Origin of the sequence: Pseudonocardia hispaniensis (assembly GCF_042658695.1) — a bacterium.
Taxonomy (GTDB): domain Bacteria; phylum Actinomycetota; class Actinomycetes; order Mycobacteriales; family Pseudonocardiaceae; genus Pseudonocardia; species Pseudonocardia hispaniensis.
Genome location: NZ_JBHSQW010000028.1, coordinates 30,349 through 43,430, shown reverse-complemented (window position 1 = coordinate 43,430; position 13,082 = coordinate 30,349). Strand labels below are relative to the sequence as shown.

Here is a 13,082-nt window from a genome sequence, read left to right as displayed (position 1 = left end):
CCGACCAGCAGGATCGTCCGGTCGCGCCCGCCCGCGGTCTCGCCACACCGGCCACATGGGCCGGCCGGGGTTGACGGTGACGCGGGTTCGCCGGCGCTACCCGGCGTGGGGCACCGAGTGGTCGCCGATGCCCGGTCGGTCCCGGGCCCCGATGGTGTGGCTGCTGGCCCCGGCCGCCATCATCGTGATCGGAGGCTCCGCGTTGTTCACGATGCTCGCCTTCGTCCTGTCAGTGGTGTTGTCGATGGCGTTGCCCGCCCTGGTCCTGTTCGCGGCGGCCGGGCTGCTCGCCCGGCGCCGCGCGGCGCTGCACCGCAACCGCGCCGCCGGGCCGGCGCCGATCCCCCGACGCCCCGCCGAGCCGCCGTGGCCGCAGGCCCGAGCCCGGTTCGACGCGCTGCGCCAGCAGTACGCGGCCTACGAGTGCGACCCGATGGAGGTGCTGCGGCTGCCCGCGCTCTCGGATGTGTCGGTGGCCAGCACCGGCCGGTTCGTCGAGGCCTTCGCCGAGGCGCAGGCGCTGGAGACCGACGCCCGGCCGCCGCGCGAGCACGCGGAGGCGTTCATCGCGGCCGTGAACCGGGCCGAGCGGGCCTGGCTGGCCGCGCGGGACGCCGCCGAGCGCATCCGGCTCTCCGGGCTTTCGCCGACCGAACGCAGCAGCGTCGAGCGGGTGATCAAACTGCTGACCACCGCTCGCGACTCCGACAGCGACGCCGAACGGCTGACCGCCTACGCGATGGCCCGCTCCGAGCTGGCTCGCCTGGAACGGGCCGGGGTGATCCACGTGCCGCGGACCGCTCAGGCCGTCCTGGACGCTGCCAGCCGGGGTCAGCTGCCCGCCTAGCCACGGCGCGCGCTCAGACCTTGGAGAGGTATTCGGCCTGGCTCTCACCGACGATCTCGTCGACGAGCCCTCGGAGGTCGGGATGGCCGGCGAGCCCCGGGTCCTGCGCGACGATGTCCGACGCGTACCCGCGCGCGGTGGAGATGATCTCCTCGTGATGCAGCAGTGACAGCAGCCGCAACCCGGACCGCCGGCCGGCCTGCATCGCGCCGAGCACGTCGCCCTCCCGGCGCAGCTCCAGGTCGAGCCGAGCGAGTTCGAAGCCGTCGGTGGTACTGGCGACCGCGTCAAGCCGTTCCCGGGCGCGGGTACCCGCCGGGGCATCGGTCACCAGCAGGCAGACCCCGGGCGCCGAGCCACGCCCCACCCGTCCGCGCAGCTGGTGCAGCTGGGACAGGCCGAACCGGTCGGCGTCGAGAATGACCATGCCGGTGGCGTTGGGGACGTCGACACCGACCTCGATCACCGTCGTGGCCACCAGCACGTCGAGCTCGCCCGCATCGAACGACCGCATGACGGTGTCCTTGTCCTCCGGTGGCAGCTTCCCGTGCAGAACGCCCAGCCGCAGCCCGGCCAGCGGCCCCTCGGCCAGCCCGGGCGCGACGTCGAGCACCGCGTGTGGGGGGCGGCGCACCGCGCCGTCGTCCGCGCCGTCGTCCGCGTCGGCGCCGAGGTCCGGATCGGTGAGGTCGATCAGCTCGGCGTCCTCGTCGTCCGGGGCGCCGCCCTTTCGCGCCGCGTCCCCGCCCACCCGGGGGCACACGACGAAGACCTGGTGCCCGGCCGCGACCTCCTCGTGGATCCGCTGCCACACCCGCTGCAGCCAGGCCGGCTTCTCCCCGGCCGGGACGACCGTCGTGCCGATCGGCGACCGGCCCCGCGGCAGCTCCCGCAACGCGGAGACCTCCAGATCGCCGTAGACGGTCATCGCGACGGTGCGGGGGATCGGGGTCGCGGTCATCACCAGCAGGTGGGGGGTGCGCTCCCCTCGACCGCGCAGGACGTCGCGCTGCTCGACCCCGAACCGATGCTGCTCGTCGACGACGACCAGCCCCAGATCCGCGAACTCGACCTGATCCTGGATCAGCGCATGCGTCCCGACCACGATGCCTGCCGCCCCGGACCGTGCGTCGAGCAGCGCCTGGCGCCGCGCGGTCGTGGACAGGGACCCGGTCAGCAAGGTGACGCGGGTGGCCTGCTCGGCCGAGTCGAGCTCGCCGGCCCGGCCGAGCGGACCCAGGAGGGCGCGCAGCGACCGGGCGTGCTGCGCGGCGAGCACCTCGGTGGGCGCCAGCATCGCCGCCTGCCGCCCGCCGTCGAGGACCTGCAGCATCGCCCGCAGCGCGACAACGGTCTTGCCGGCGCCGACATCGCCCTGCACCAGGCGGTTCATCGGCAGCTCGCGAGCCAGGTCGGCGGCGATCTCGGCGCCGACCTGCTGCTGGCCCTCGGTGAGCGGGAACGGCAGCGCGGCGTCGAACTCGTCGAGCAGGCCGCCGGACGTGGCCGGGCAGGCCGCCGCGGGCCGCTCCAGGGACTGCTGGCGGCGCAGCGCGAGCGCCAGCTGCACCCCCAGCGCCTCGTCCCAGACCAGCCTGGCGCGGGCGGCGCGGTACTCGGCCTCCGTCTCGGGCAGGTGGATCCGGCGCAACGCCCGCCCGAGCTCGGGCAGTCGTTCGGCGCGCCGGAGGTAGCCGGGCAACGGGTCGGCCGGGTCGTCGAGCAGGTCGAGCACGTGCCGGACACAGCGTGCGATGACCGCCGACCCCAGCTTCTCGGCGGCCGGGTAGACCGACACGAAGGGCCGGATGTCCTCCCCTTCCTCGAGGGGATCGAACTCGGGATGGGTGAGCTGCAGCTCCGTGCGGAACCGGGAGACCTTGCCGGCGAACAGCGCGCGCCGTCCCGGGGTGATCAGATGCGCCAGCTTGTGCGGGTTGAAGAACGTACAGCTCAGCCTGCCGCCGCGATCGTCACGGAGAACGACGTTCATCAGCCTGCCCGGCCGGTTGCGCATCGGGCGCACGGTCGCCTTCTCCACCCGGGCGACGACGGTGGCGTGCTCGCCGACGGTGAGCTCGGCGATGGGGGTGAGGGCCCCGCGCGGGACGTAGCGGCGCGGATAGTGCCGCACCAGATCGCCGACGGTGTGCAGGTCGAGCTTGTTCGCCAACGCGTCGGCCGACCGCTTCCCGAGGACGTCCGGCAACCGCGTGCCCAGATCGATGCTCACTCCACCCCCAGCATGAGCGGGTAGTCCGTCTGGCCACCCCGATAGAGCAGCACGTCGACCTCCGGGTGGGTGCGCCGCAGGTCCTCGGCCAGCCGCTCGCCCAGCTCGTCGTGGGCGTCGGCCCCCAGGAGGGCGGTGACGAGTTCGCCGCCAGGTGCCAGCATGCGGTGAGCCAACCACAGCGCACCGACAGCCAGGTCGGGGGCGATGAGCACCACCTCCCCGTCGGACAGACCCAGGACCTCCCCCGGCTGGCAGCGTCCCACCCAGGTCAGCGCCTCGGACTCGGCCACCAGCAGACCACCGGTGCGGGTGGCCGCCGCCGCCTCGGCCATCGCCGCGACGTCATCGTCCGCGTGGCGTCCGGGATCGTGCACGGCCAGCGCCGACAGCCCCTGCAGCACCGACGACGACCGCACCACGACGACCTCCTGACCGGCGCGGCGCGCCTCGGCGGCGGCTCGCTCGGCCGTCATGATGAGCCCGGCGTCACCGGGCAGCAGTGCGACGTGCCGGGCCCTGGTCCCGGCCAGCGCGGCGGCGACCTCGTCCTCGCCGGGAGGCAGACCCGCGCTGAACCTCAGCACGTCGGCACCGGCCTCGCGGGCCAGCTCCGCCGCCTGCGGGGCGGCCACCAACATCAGCACGGCACGCTCGCGCACGAACCGTCCGGGCAGGGCCGCGGCCGCCATCTGGTCAGCGAACCGCAGCACGGTGATCCGGTGCGGCCGTCCGGCTCTGATACCGGCCTCCATCGCCGCGCCGATATCCGTGCAGTGCACGTGCACATGCCACAGCCCGGCGCTGTCCCCGACCACCACCACCGAGTCCCCGACCCGCGCGAGCTCGTTGCGCAGCACGGCCACCCGCGCGTCGTCGCTGCCGTCGAGCAGATACATCACCTCGTAGTCGAACTCCTCCGACCCGCTCTCCCGCCCGGTCAGCAACGCGTCACCGCACCGCGCCGGGCCACCCGCGGCGTCGGCCGCGGGCCGGGTCGACGGTGTACGACCGGTGAGCACCTCGACGAGCGCGTCGAGCAGCACCACCAGCCCCAGCCCGCCCGCATCGACGACGTCGGCCTCGGCCAGCTCCGGAAGCTGGGTGGTGGTGGCGCGCAACGCAGCGGCAGCGGCCTCGGCCGCGGCGGACGCGACCTCCTCCACCGACTCCGATCCGGTTTCGGCCGCGGCCCGCGCGGCCGCGGACAGCACGGACAGCACGGTGCCCGCCCTGGGCCGCGCGACCGCCGCCGTGGCCAACCGTCGGCCCCGCTCCAGACCCGCGTGCAACGCCATCCCGCGGATCGGGTGGGCGGCCTCGGTGAACGCCTCGGACAATCCGCGGAACACCTGTGAGAGGATCATCCCGGAGTTGCCACGGGCGCCGACCAGCGCGCCGCGGGCCAGGGCCGCGGCCGCCGCCGGGCAGGACAGCCCCTGATCGCCGTTGCGCAGCCCACGGTGCAGCTCGTCGTTCGCGGCGCGCATGGTGAGCAGCATGTTCGTGCCGGTGTCCCGGTCGGCGACCGGGAAGACGTTGATCCGGTCGATCTCGGCGCATCGATACTCCAGGGCCGCCGTCGAGGCCGCCGTCCACCGGGTGATCAGGGTGGTGTCGATGATCCGGGCCACACTGCGAGAGGGTAGCGACCGGGCGGTGTTCGGGACGCCGCACGCGCTCGGTACGCTGAAGTCCACTGGCTGGGGCCGATGCCTCGCCTTGAACTGCTCGTCTACCCGCTAGGAGTGACCGACGTGGCTGCCGTCTGTGACGTCTGCGGCAAGGGTCCGGGCTTCGGCATGTCCGTCTCGCACTCGCACCGCCGCACCCACCGCCGCTGGAACCCGAACATTCAGACCGTGCGCGCCCGCCAGGACGGGGGCAACCGCCGCCGGCTGAACGTGTGCACCTCGTGCCTGAAGGCCGGCAAGGTGACACGCGCCTGACGCCGCGGCTCGATTCGGGGCGGCCCCATCGGGGTCGCCCCGTTGTCGTTTCCCCGCCCGCCGCTCAGGACGACCGGCGGCGCCACCAGGACCGCCGCGGATGGCGGATGACGAGGGTGCCCATCCCGGCGCTGCCCACCACGACCAGATGCGGGCCGGAACCCGTCGGCTGCGCCGACACCGTGGTGCTCACCGAGCCCCACGCACTCCGAACCCCGTCGACGTCGGCGGAGCCGCTCTCCGGCAGCACGATCGTGATCGAGCCCATCCCGGTGGCGACGTCGACGTCGATTCGCGGCGGCAACGCGGCCGACTCGCTCAGGTCGAGGTGGATCGAGCCCAGGCTGGTGGTGAGCCGCAGCCGCGGTGGCACCACCCAGTCGCCCGAGCGTTTGATGGAACCCACCTCGGTGCTCAGGTGCACGAAATCCCGGGACGGGACGGGCTCCGGCGCGGCGACGCCGCCGGGCGCGGGCAGATCCGCCAGCGGCACGTCGAGTTCGGCGTACGTCTTCGCGTCGTAGACGGCGGTGAGCCGCTCCTGGAGCTCGGTCAGGGTGATCCGGCCCTCGCCCAGCGCAACGTGCAGCCGCTGCGCGGCGGCTTCCCGGTCGGCATCCGAGGCGCGCAAGCCCTACCCCCCCTGTGCATGCGTAACGGTGTCGGAGCACGGTATCGCGCTCACGACCCGGGTTGAGCTGCGACGTCCGGCGACGACACGGGTCAGGGCAGCGTCCAGTCGACCGGCTCGCCACCCAGCTCGGCGAGCACGTCGTTGGCCCGGCTGAACGGTCGCGAGCCGAAGAACCCCCGGTCGGCCGACATCGGGCTCGGATGCGCCGAGCAGATGCACGGCACGTCCGCGAGCAGCGGCTCCAGGCTGCGCGCGTCGCGGCCCCACAGGATCGCCACCAGCGGCGCGGCGTCCCGGGCCACCAGCGCGCGGATGGCCTGCTCGGTCACGGCCTCCCAGCCCTTGTTCCGGTGTGAGCCCGGTGCCCCCGGCGCCACCGTGAGCACCCTGTTGAGCAGCAGTACCCCCTGCTCGGTCCACGGCGTCAGGTCCCCCGTCGACGGCATCGGATGGCCGAGATCCTCGCGGTACTCGCGGAAGATGTTGACCAGTGACCGCGGCAGCGGCCGGGTCCCGGGCGAGACCGAGAACGACAGCCCGACCGCATGCCCGGGGGTGGGGTACGGGTCCTGCCCGACGATGAGCACCCGGACGTCATCGAACGGCTGGGTGAAGGCGCGCAGCACGTTCGCCCCGGCCGGCAGGTAGCGCCGACCGGCCGCGAGTTCGGCGCGCAGGAAATCCCCCATCTCCGCGATGTCGGAGGCGACCGGCGCCAGCGCCCGAGCCCACCCCGCCTCGACCACCTCGTGCAGTGGTCTACCGGCCACGACTCAGCCCTCCACCAGCCGAAGCTCGGCGCGGAACCGCTTGCCGCGCTGGAGGTAGGACTCCACCGCGGGGAGGCTGTATCCCTCCGGGACCTGGTAGCCCTCCCGGACGCGGGCCGGGACGCCCAGCACCATCGTCCGCGCCGGGATCTGCGTTCCGGGCGAGACCACCGCACCCGCCGCGACGACCGCGCCCTCGCCGACGCCGACCCCGTTCAGCACGACCGAACCGGACGAGATGAGGCATCGGTCGGCGATCGTCGCGCCCTCGATGTGCACGTTGTGCCCGATCGTGCAGTCCTCGCCGACGATCGTCGGCTCGGTGAGCGTGCAGTGCACGATCGTGCCGTCCTGCACACTGGTGCGGGCCCCGATGCGGATGTAGCCGTCATCCCCGCGCAGCACGGCGGTGGGCCACACCGACGCCTGCGGGCCGATCCGCACGTCGCCGATCACCACGGCGTCGGGGTGGACGTAGGCGTCGGGATGGATATCCGGTTCGATGTCACCGAGGGCGTAGATGGGCACGCGGCCGAGCCTACGGCGGCCGCGGTCGCTCGGGCGGACGGGACTCGCCGCCGTCCCCGCCCATCCGCTTCCCCAGCTCGTCGACGATCAGCGTGTCGCGGCGCAGGGTTCCCGTCGAGTATGCCGAACGCCCGACGATCTGGGAGATCACCGGCGAGGTCAGCATCTGGAACAGCACCACCAGGATCAACGTGGACGCGCTCACGAACTCCAGCCGCACGCCGGTGCCGAGCAGGATGAGCATGACGCCGAGCGTCTGCGGTTTGGTCCCCGCCTGCAGCCGGGCGGGCAGGTCGGGCAGTCGCAGCAACCCCAGCGCCCCGAGCAGGCACGAGGTCGCCCCGGCGAGCAGCAGCACGGCCGAGAGGAGGTCGAGGGCGTCGTTCACCGGTGCCGCTCCCACCGCTCCACCAGGCGGGCCGCGGTGGCGGACCCGACGAACCCGACGAGCGCGACCGCGAGCAGCAGCGGGAGGTTCGAGCCGTCCCGATGGATGGCCACGTAGATGGCCGTGGCGGCGACGATCAGGATGACCAGGACGTCCAGCGCCGCGACCCGATCGAGGGTGCCGGGCCCGCGCAACAGCCGCACCAGCGTCAGCAGTCCGGCCAGGCAGAGCATGCCCAGCGCGACGGCGAAGACCGCGGTCATCGGCCGCTCCTTTCGAGGGCACGTTCGCAGGCGAGCAGCTCGTCGGCGGTCCCGAGCGCGGCGATCACCCGCAGCTGCAGCCTGAGGATCTGCCGCCGGGCCCGCTCGGCGTCGGCCACGCTGCGCAGCCCCAGGGTGTAGACGTAGGCGACGCCGCCGCGCTGGTCGATCTGCAGGACATAGCTGCCCGGGGTGAGCACGACGCCGCCTGCCATGACCGTCACCACCCGCCCGGACCGCGACAGCAGGGGCACGACGATGATCCCGGCCCGCGCCCGTGGCCCGTAGCGCAGCGTCTCCCAGCTGACCTGCACCCCGGAGATCACCAGGTCGACGACCAGATAGCCGGCCAGCTGCAGCAGCCGCCACGGGCGGACCGGCATCGCCGGATGCTCCACGGGCAGCGGGAACAGGTAGGCGACCGCGGACCCGACGAGCAGCCCGCCCAGCACGATCTTCACCGACACCGTGCCCCACAGCAGCACCCACACGACCGTGAGCAGGAGAACCTGCGGCACGCGCCGGACCCACGCCGCGTTCATCGCGGTGACTCCGCGCCGAGCACCGCGGTCCGGTAGGGCCCGCGGTCGAGCAGGTCGTGGCCGGCCCGGGCGGTGATCGCGGACAGCGGCCCGGCCGCGACCGCGATCGCGATGCTGACCCCGACCAGCGCCCCGGTGGCGAGGTACATCGGCCTGGCCGTGCGCGCGGTCCCGACGACGAGATCGTCGGTGGGATCGGGATCCGTCAGTGGTGGCCTGGCCGAGCCCCAGAACACCCGCACCCACACCCGCGCCATCGCGTACACGGTGAGCAGGCTGGCGACGATCAGGACGCCGGCCGCCACCACGGCGAGCGTCCCGGCCCCCGCTCCGGCCTGCAGCAGCGCGAGCTTGGCCACGAACCCGGACGTCGGCGGAATTCCGGCGAGGGTCAGCGCCGGGATCGAGAACAGCACCGCCAGCCCCGGTGCCATCCGCGCGAGCCCACCCATCGACTCGATCGACACCGTGCCGGTCCGCCGCGTGATCAGGCCGCTGACCAGGAATAATGTCGCTTGCACCGTGATGTGGTGGACGATGTAGAGCGCGGTTGCGGCCACGGCGTCGGCGTCGAACACCGCGAGCCCGAACAGCATGAACCCGATGTGACTGACGAGCAGGAACGACAGCAGGCGGTTGAGGTCGTTCTGGGCGAGCGCACCGAGCGCGCCGACGATCATCGTGAGCGCGGCGAGCGCGAGCAGCAGCGTCGAGGAGCGGTCATCCGGAAAGATCAACGTCTGGGTCCGCAGCAGCGCGTAGATACCGACCTTGGTCAGCAGTCCCGCGAACAGCGCGGTGACCGGGGCGGGCGCGTTGGGGTAGCTGTCGGGCAACCAGAAATGCAGCGGCACGATCGCGGCCTTGATCCCGAACACGACCAGGGTCAGCAACCCGAACACGGCCTGCAGCCCGGTGGGGAGCTCACCGATGCGGGTTGCCAGATCGGCCAGGTTGACGGTTCCGGTGGCCCCGTAGACCAGTGCGATCGTGGTGAGGAACAGCAAGGACGACATCAGGCTGACCGTCACATAGGTCATCCCGGAGCGGATCCGGGACGCGGTGGTGCGCCAGGTGATGAGCACGTAGGAGGCGGCGAGCATGATCTCGAACGCGACGAAGAGGTTGAACAGGTCACCGGTCAGGTAGGCCAGCGAGACCCCGGCCGACAGCAGCAGGAACACGGGGTGGAAGGTGGTGCTGGCGGCGTCCGGGCCGTAGTCGGCGATGCGCTGGTCGATCGCGTAGATCAGCACCGCGAGCGTCACCAGCGTCGAGATGAGCAACAGCAGCGCCGAGAGCCGGTCGGCGACGAGCACGATGCCCACCGGGGCGGGCCAGCCACCCATCTGGGCGACCACCGGTCCGCCGCGGTCCGCCGCGACGAGCAGGGCCACCGCCACCGCCGACACGGCAGCCAGCACGACGACCCCGATCACCCGCTGCACGCGGGCCGACCGACCGGCCAGAACGGTGAGCGCGGAGCCGAGAATCGGCAGCAGTACCGGCAGGGTCACCAGAGCGTTCACCGCGCACCGCCGTCCGCCACCGGGTCGATCGGGTCGCCGGAGGCCGCGGCGGAGCCGGGATCCTCGGTGTCGTCGTCGCCGGAGGCCTCCTCCTCCATCCCGGCCTCGGGCCGCTCGCGCCGCGCGATCCGACGGTCCTCGAGGTCGTCCTGCACCTCGTCGTGGCCCAGCAGCGCCCAGGATCGGTAACCCAGCGCCAGCAGGTAGGTGGTCAGCGCGAAGGTGATGACGATGGCGGTCAGCGCCAGCGCCTGCGGCAGCGGGTCGGTGAACTCCGATGGCGGGACGATGCCCAGGATCGGGGCCCGGCCGGGCGGGCTGCCGATCAGCTGCAGCAGCAGGTTCGTGCCGTGGCCGAGCACCACGATGCCCAGCAACACCCGCATCAGGGAGCGCTGCAGCAGCAGGTAGAACCCGACCGAGTAGAGCACGGCCAGCACCACCGCCATGCTGAGGTTGACGGTGTTCACCGAGCCGTTTCCTCCGCCTCATGGGCGTCGCGTTCGATCCCGGTGCCCAGCGAGCGGATCAGCTCGAGCACGACACCGACGATGAGCAGGTAGACCCCGACGTCCAGGACGAGGCTCGTCACCAGGTCGAGCTGTCCGAGCACCGGTACCTGCACGCCGAGCTTCGCGCTGGTCAGCGTCGGCAGCCCGAACAGGGTCGGGACCAGCGCGGTGAGAACGGCCAGCGTCAACCCGGCCCCGGCGAGCTGCCGGGGCCGGACGCGCAGGCGCGTACCGATCCGGGCGGCCTCGGAGTCGCCGCCCGCGATATGCCGCAGGACGAACGCCAGCCCGGCCACCAGCCCGCCGGAGAACCCCCCGCCGGGGCTGTAGTGCCCGGCCAGCAGCAGGTAGACCGAGAAGACGAGCACCGTTGGGAACAGCACCCGGGTCGCCATCTCCAGCATCAGCGTGCGACCGGTACCCACCGGGGGCTTACCGGGCAACGCCGGATCCTCGTCGGGGGTGTCCCCCAGCGGCAGACCGGCGTGTTCCGGGCTACTCATCCGAGTAGTTCCTCCTCATGCTCCGGGGTGTCCGCGCCGCCGGTGACCCTGCCGCCGCGCCTGCGGTCGCGGCGGGTGGCCAGCACCAGGCTCACGGTGCCCGCGACCGCGATGAGCAGCACCGTGATCTCGCCGACGGTATCCAGGGCTCGGAAGTCGACGAGGATCGCGTTGACGACGTTGGTGGCGCCCGCCTCCGGAGCGAGCCGGGCGAACTGCTCACTGGCCGTTGCGGGCGCTTCCCGCGCCCCGCTGGCCACCACGCCGAGGGTGGCGACCAGGATCCCGGCGGCCGTGGCGAGCACCGCCTTGGGCACGACCACCCAGCGCGGCGACCGCTTCTGCACGAAATGCGCGGGCAGTCGGCGCAGCACGAACACGAACGCGACGAGGGTCAGCGTCTCGACGAGGAACTGGGCGAGGGCGAGGTCCGGTGCGCCGTCGACGATGAACAGCCCTCCGATTCCGTAGCCGATCGCGCCGACCAGCAGCACCGCGGTGAACCGATGGTGGACCCGCACCAGGGCCAGGGCCGCGATGACGACGATCAGGCCCAGCGGCAGCTGGATCGCCGTGTGGAACACGGCCTGTCCGGCTGGCCGGCGATCACCGGCCAGCAGCGCCCCGCCGGGTAGCGCCAGCACGGTGAGCAGGATGAACCCGAGGTAGGTCGGAAGGGAGCCGACCTGGAGCCGACCGGTCACCCGCATCGCCACCCGCTCCAGGGCCGCGACGGCGAGCTCGTAACCGCGCTGCGCGCTGACCGGGTGGCCGAGCCGCCGGTGCAGCGTGGTGAGCGCGTCGCGGCGCAGGTGCGCCAGCACGCCGAGCCCGAGCGCGATGCCGGAGAACAGCAGCGGCAGGTTCAGCCCGTGCCAGAGCGCGAGATGGTAGTCGCGCTCGACGGCGTCGTGGGCGGGGTAGGCCGCACCGTAGCGGCTCGCGGGCCCGTCGACGATCGCGGTGACCGAACCCAGCACGAGCCCGGCCAGCGCGGTGATCCACACCGGCACGGTGAGCCCGTAGGACGGTCGCTCGGCCGGGACGGCCGGCACCCCCGGCTTGGTGGCGAACGCACCCCACAGGAACCGGGCGCTGTAGCCCACAGTCAGCGTCGAGCCGACGAGCAGGGTGAGGGCGACGAGCCAGCCGCGGGCCCCGCCGTCGTGCAGGAACGCCTCGAACGCGGCCTCCTTGGCGAGGAAACCGAGCAGCAGCGGCAGCCCCGCCATCGACGCCGCCGCCAGGGCCGAGGCCGCCGCGAGGGACGGCACCCGGCGGCCGAGCCCGGAGAGCTTTCCCACGTCCCGGGTCCCGGTGATCGTGTCGACGATCCCGACGACCAGGAACAGCGGCGCCTTGAACAACCCGTGCCCGAGCAGCAGGGCCAGTCCGGCCATCGCGGCGATCCGTCCGCCGGCACCGAACAGCACCATGAGAAAGCCCAGCTGGCTGACGGTCCCGAAGGCGAGCAGCCGCTTGAGGTCGGTTTCGTGCAGCGCGCGCCATCCCCCGACCAGCATCGTGCAAAGCCCGAGCACCACGATCGGCACCCACCACACGGCCCGCTCGGCGAACGCGGGCGACAGCCGCGCCACCAGGAACACACCGGCCTTGACCATCGACGCCGCGTGCAGGTAGGCGCTGACCGGTGTCGGCGCCGCCATCGCCGCGGGCAGCCACGGGTGGAACGGCAGCTGCGCCGACTTGGTCAGCGCGCCGAGCAGGATCAGCACCAGCGCGGCGGTGACGGTGGGGCCCGTGGGCGGGACGGCGACGATCTCGGAGATCCGGTAGGTGCCCGCGGCGTCGCCGAGCAGCACGATGCCCAGCAGCATCGCCAGCCCCCCGAACACGGTGACCAGCAGCGCCTGTACCGCCGCGCGCCGGTTGGCGCGGTGCTCCCCGCTCTGCCCGACGAGCAGGAACGACGCGATCGAGGTCAGCTCCCAGAACACGTAGAGGGTCAGCAGGTCGTCGGCGAGAACGAGCCCGAGCATCACACCCGCGAAGAACAGCAGCAGAGCCGCGGTGCGGGGCGCGTCACGGCTCTTGCGCCCGAAGTACGAACCGCTGTAGGCGAGGATCAGTGCCCCGAGCCCGGATACCAGCACCACCATCACCAGGCCCAGCGCGTCGAGCCGGAGATCGAACGCGAGGCCCAGCTCGGGTGCCCACGACGTCGTCGAGCTCAGGCCCGGCCCGAGTGCCTGCCCGGCGTTGCCCAGCGCCCAGAGCAGCGTCACCGCGGGGAGCAGCGCGGCCACCCGGAATGCGGCTCGCCGGTTTCGCGCCGACACCGCGGGCAGGACTGCGGCCATCACCAGATGCGCGAGGACGAGCCCGAGCACGCACACCTCCCCCACCTGTGAGTGCGTAACAGT

General features: G+C 72.8%; 14 protein-coding genes. 2 read left to right on the top strand and 12 right to left on the bottom strand.

Annotation, left to right across the window (positions count from 1 at the left end; genetic code table 11):
* Nucleotides 1-76 precede the first annotated feature (76 nt).
* Nucleotides 77-847 carry a hypothetical protein gene (locus tag ACFQE5_RS13565; protein WP_379585264.1) on the top strand — a complete coding sequence of 257 codons (771 nt, stop codon included), beginning with the start codon at nt 77-79 and terminating at the stop codon, nt 845-847.
* Nucleotides 848-860: 13 nt separating this feature from the next.
* Here ACFQE5_RS13565 and recG read toward each other — a convergent pair whose 3' ends face one another.
* Both recG and ACFQE5_RS13555 read right to left on the bottom strand, forming a co-directional pair.
* On the bottom strand, nt 861-3,080 hold the full coding sequence (recG, locus tag ACFQE5_RS13560; RefSeq protein WP_379585263.1) for an ATP-dependent DNA helicase RecG: 2,220 nt from the start codon (nt 3,078-3,080) through the stop codon (nt 861-863).
* Nucleotides 3,077-4,714, bottom strand: a complete 1,638-nt coding sequence (locus tag ACFQE5_RS13555; RefSeq protein WP_379585262.1) for a DAK2 domain-containing protein — start codon at nt 4,712-4,714, stop codon at nt 3,077-3,079. Before ACFQE5_RS13555 ends, recG begins: the two co-directional genes overlap by 4 nt.
* A gap of 123 nt (nt 4,715-4,837) precedes the next feature.
* On the opposite strand from ACFQE5_RS13555, the gene rpmB reads away from it, so the two are divergent.
* Nucleotides 4,838-5,029, top strand: a complete 192-nt coding sequence (gene rpmB, locus ACFQE5_RS13550) for a 50S ribosomal protein L28 (protein WP_379585261.1) — start codon at nt 4,838-4,840, stop codon at nt 5,027-5,029.
* Between the two features lie 64 nt (nt 5,030-5,093).
* On the opposite strand, the gene ACFQE5_RS13545 is transcribed toward rpmB, so the two are convergent.
* The 10 genes from ACFQE5_RS13545 to mbhE all read right to left on the bottom strand — a co-directional run bounded on the left by ACFQE5_RS13545 (nt 5,094) and on the right by mbhE (nt 13,049).
* The gene (locus tag ACFQE5_RS13545) at nt 5,094-5,660 is read right to left on the bottom strand and encodes a DUF1707 domain-containing protein (protein ID WP_379585260.1); all 567 of its coding nucleotides are present in this window, start codon (nt 5,658-5,660) and stop codon (nt 5,094-5,096) included.
* Nucleotides 5,661-5,752: 92 nt separating this feature from the next.
* Nucleotides 5,753-6,433 carry a uracil-DNA glycosylase gene (locus ACFQE5_RS13540; protein WP_379585259.1) on the bottom strand — a complete coding sequence of 227 codons (681 nt, stop codon included), beginning with the start codon at nt 6,431-6,433 and terminating at the stop codon, nt 5,753-5,755.
* A 3-nt stretch (nt 6,434-6,436) separates the two neighbouring features.
* Nucleotides 6,437-6,961 carry a gamma carbonic anhydrase family protein gene (locus ACFQE5_RS13535; RefSeq protein ID WP_379585258.1) on the bottom strand — a complete coding sequence of 175 codons (525 nt, stop codon included), beginning with the start codon at nt 6,959-6,961 and terminating at the stop codon, nt 6,437-6,439.
* Between the two features lie 10 nt (nt 6,962-6,971).
* Complete coding sequence (gene mnhG / locus ACFQE5_RS13530; RefSeq protein WP_379585257.1) at nt 6,972-7,349, bottom strand: monovalent cation/H(+) antiporter subunit G; 378 nt, start codon at nt 7,347-7,349, stop codon at nt 6,972-6,974.
* A complete protein-coding gene (locus ACFQE5_RS13525) occupies nt 7,346-7,612 on the bottom strand; it encodes a monovalent cation/H+ antiporter complex subunit F (protein ID WP_379585256.1) in 267 nt (88 codons plus the stop codon). Before ACFQE5_RS13525 ends, mnhG begins: the two co-directional genes overlap by 4 nt.
* A complete protein-coding gene (locus tag ACFQE5_RS13520; RefSeq protein WP_379585255.1) occupies nt 7,609-8,154 on the bottom strand; it encodes a Na+/H+ antiporter subunit E in 546 nt (181 codons plus the stop codon). The genes ACFQE5_RS13525 and ACFQE5_RS13520 overlap by 4 nt, the downstream gene beginning before the upstream one ends.
* Nucleotides 8,151-9,683: a Na+/H+ antiporter subunit D gene (locus tag ACFQE5_RS13515; RefSeq protein ID WP_379585254.1), complete on the bottom strand. Its 1,533-nt coding sequence runs from the start codon at nt 9,681-9,683 to the stop codon at nt 8,151-8,153. The genes ACFQE5_RS13520 and ACFQE5_RS13515 overlap by 4 nt, the downstream gene beginning before the upstream one ends.
* Nucleotides 9,680-10,153 (bottom strand): Na(+)/H(+) antiporter subunit C, encoded by a 474-nt coding sequence (locus ACFQE5_RS13510; protein ID WP_379585253.1) that lies wholly within the window; start codon nt 10,151-10,153, stop codon nt 9,680-9,682. Before ACFQE5_RS13510 ends, ACFQE5_RS13515 begins: the two co-directional genes overlap by 4 nt.
* Nucleotides 10,150-10,698, bottom strand: a complete 549-nt coding sequence (locus ACFQE5_RS13505) for an MnhB domain-containing protein (protein WP_379585252.1) — start codon at nt 10,696-10,698, stop codon at nt 10,150-10,152. The genes ACFQE5_RS13510 and ACFQE5_RS13505 overlap by 4 nt, the downstream gene beginning before the upstream one ends.
* Nucleotides 10,695-13,049, bottom strand: a complete 2,355-nt coding sequence (gene mbhE / locus ACFQE5_RS13500; RefSeq protein ID WP_379585251.1) for a hydrogen gas-evolving membrane-bound hydrogenase subunit E — start codon at nt 13,047-13,049, stop codon at nt 10,695-10,697. The genes ACFQE5_RS13505 and mbhE overlap by 4 nt, the downstream gene beginning before the upstream one ends.
* Between the last annotated feature and the right edge of the window lie 33 nt (nt 13,050-13,082).

Bases quoted from the DNA above. Each gene is read 5' to 3' on its own strand.
- ACFQE5_RS13520 (WP_379585255.1), bottom strand. From the start codon at position 8,154: ATGAACGCGGCGTGGGTCCGGCGCGTGCCGCAGGTTCTCCTGCTCACG.
- ACFQE5_RS13505 (WP_379585252.1), bottom strand. From the start codon at position 10,698: ATGAGTAGCCCGGAACACGCCGGTCTGCCGCTGGGGGACACCCCCGAC.
- ACFQE5_RS13525 (WP_379585256.1), bottom strand. From the start codon at position 7,612: ATGACCGCGGTCTTCGCCGTCGCGCTGGGCATGCTCTGCCTGGCCGGA.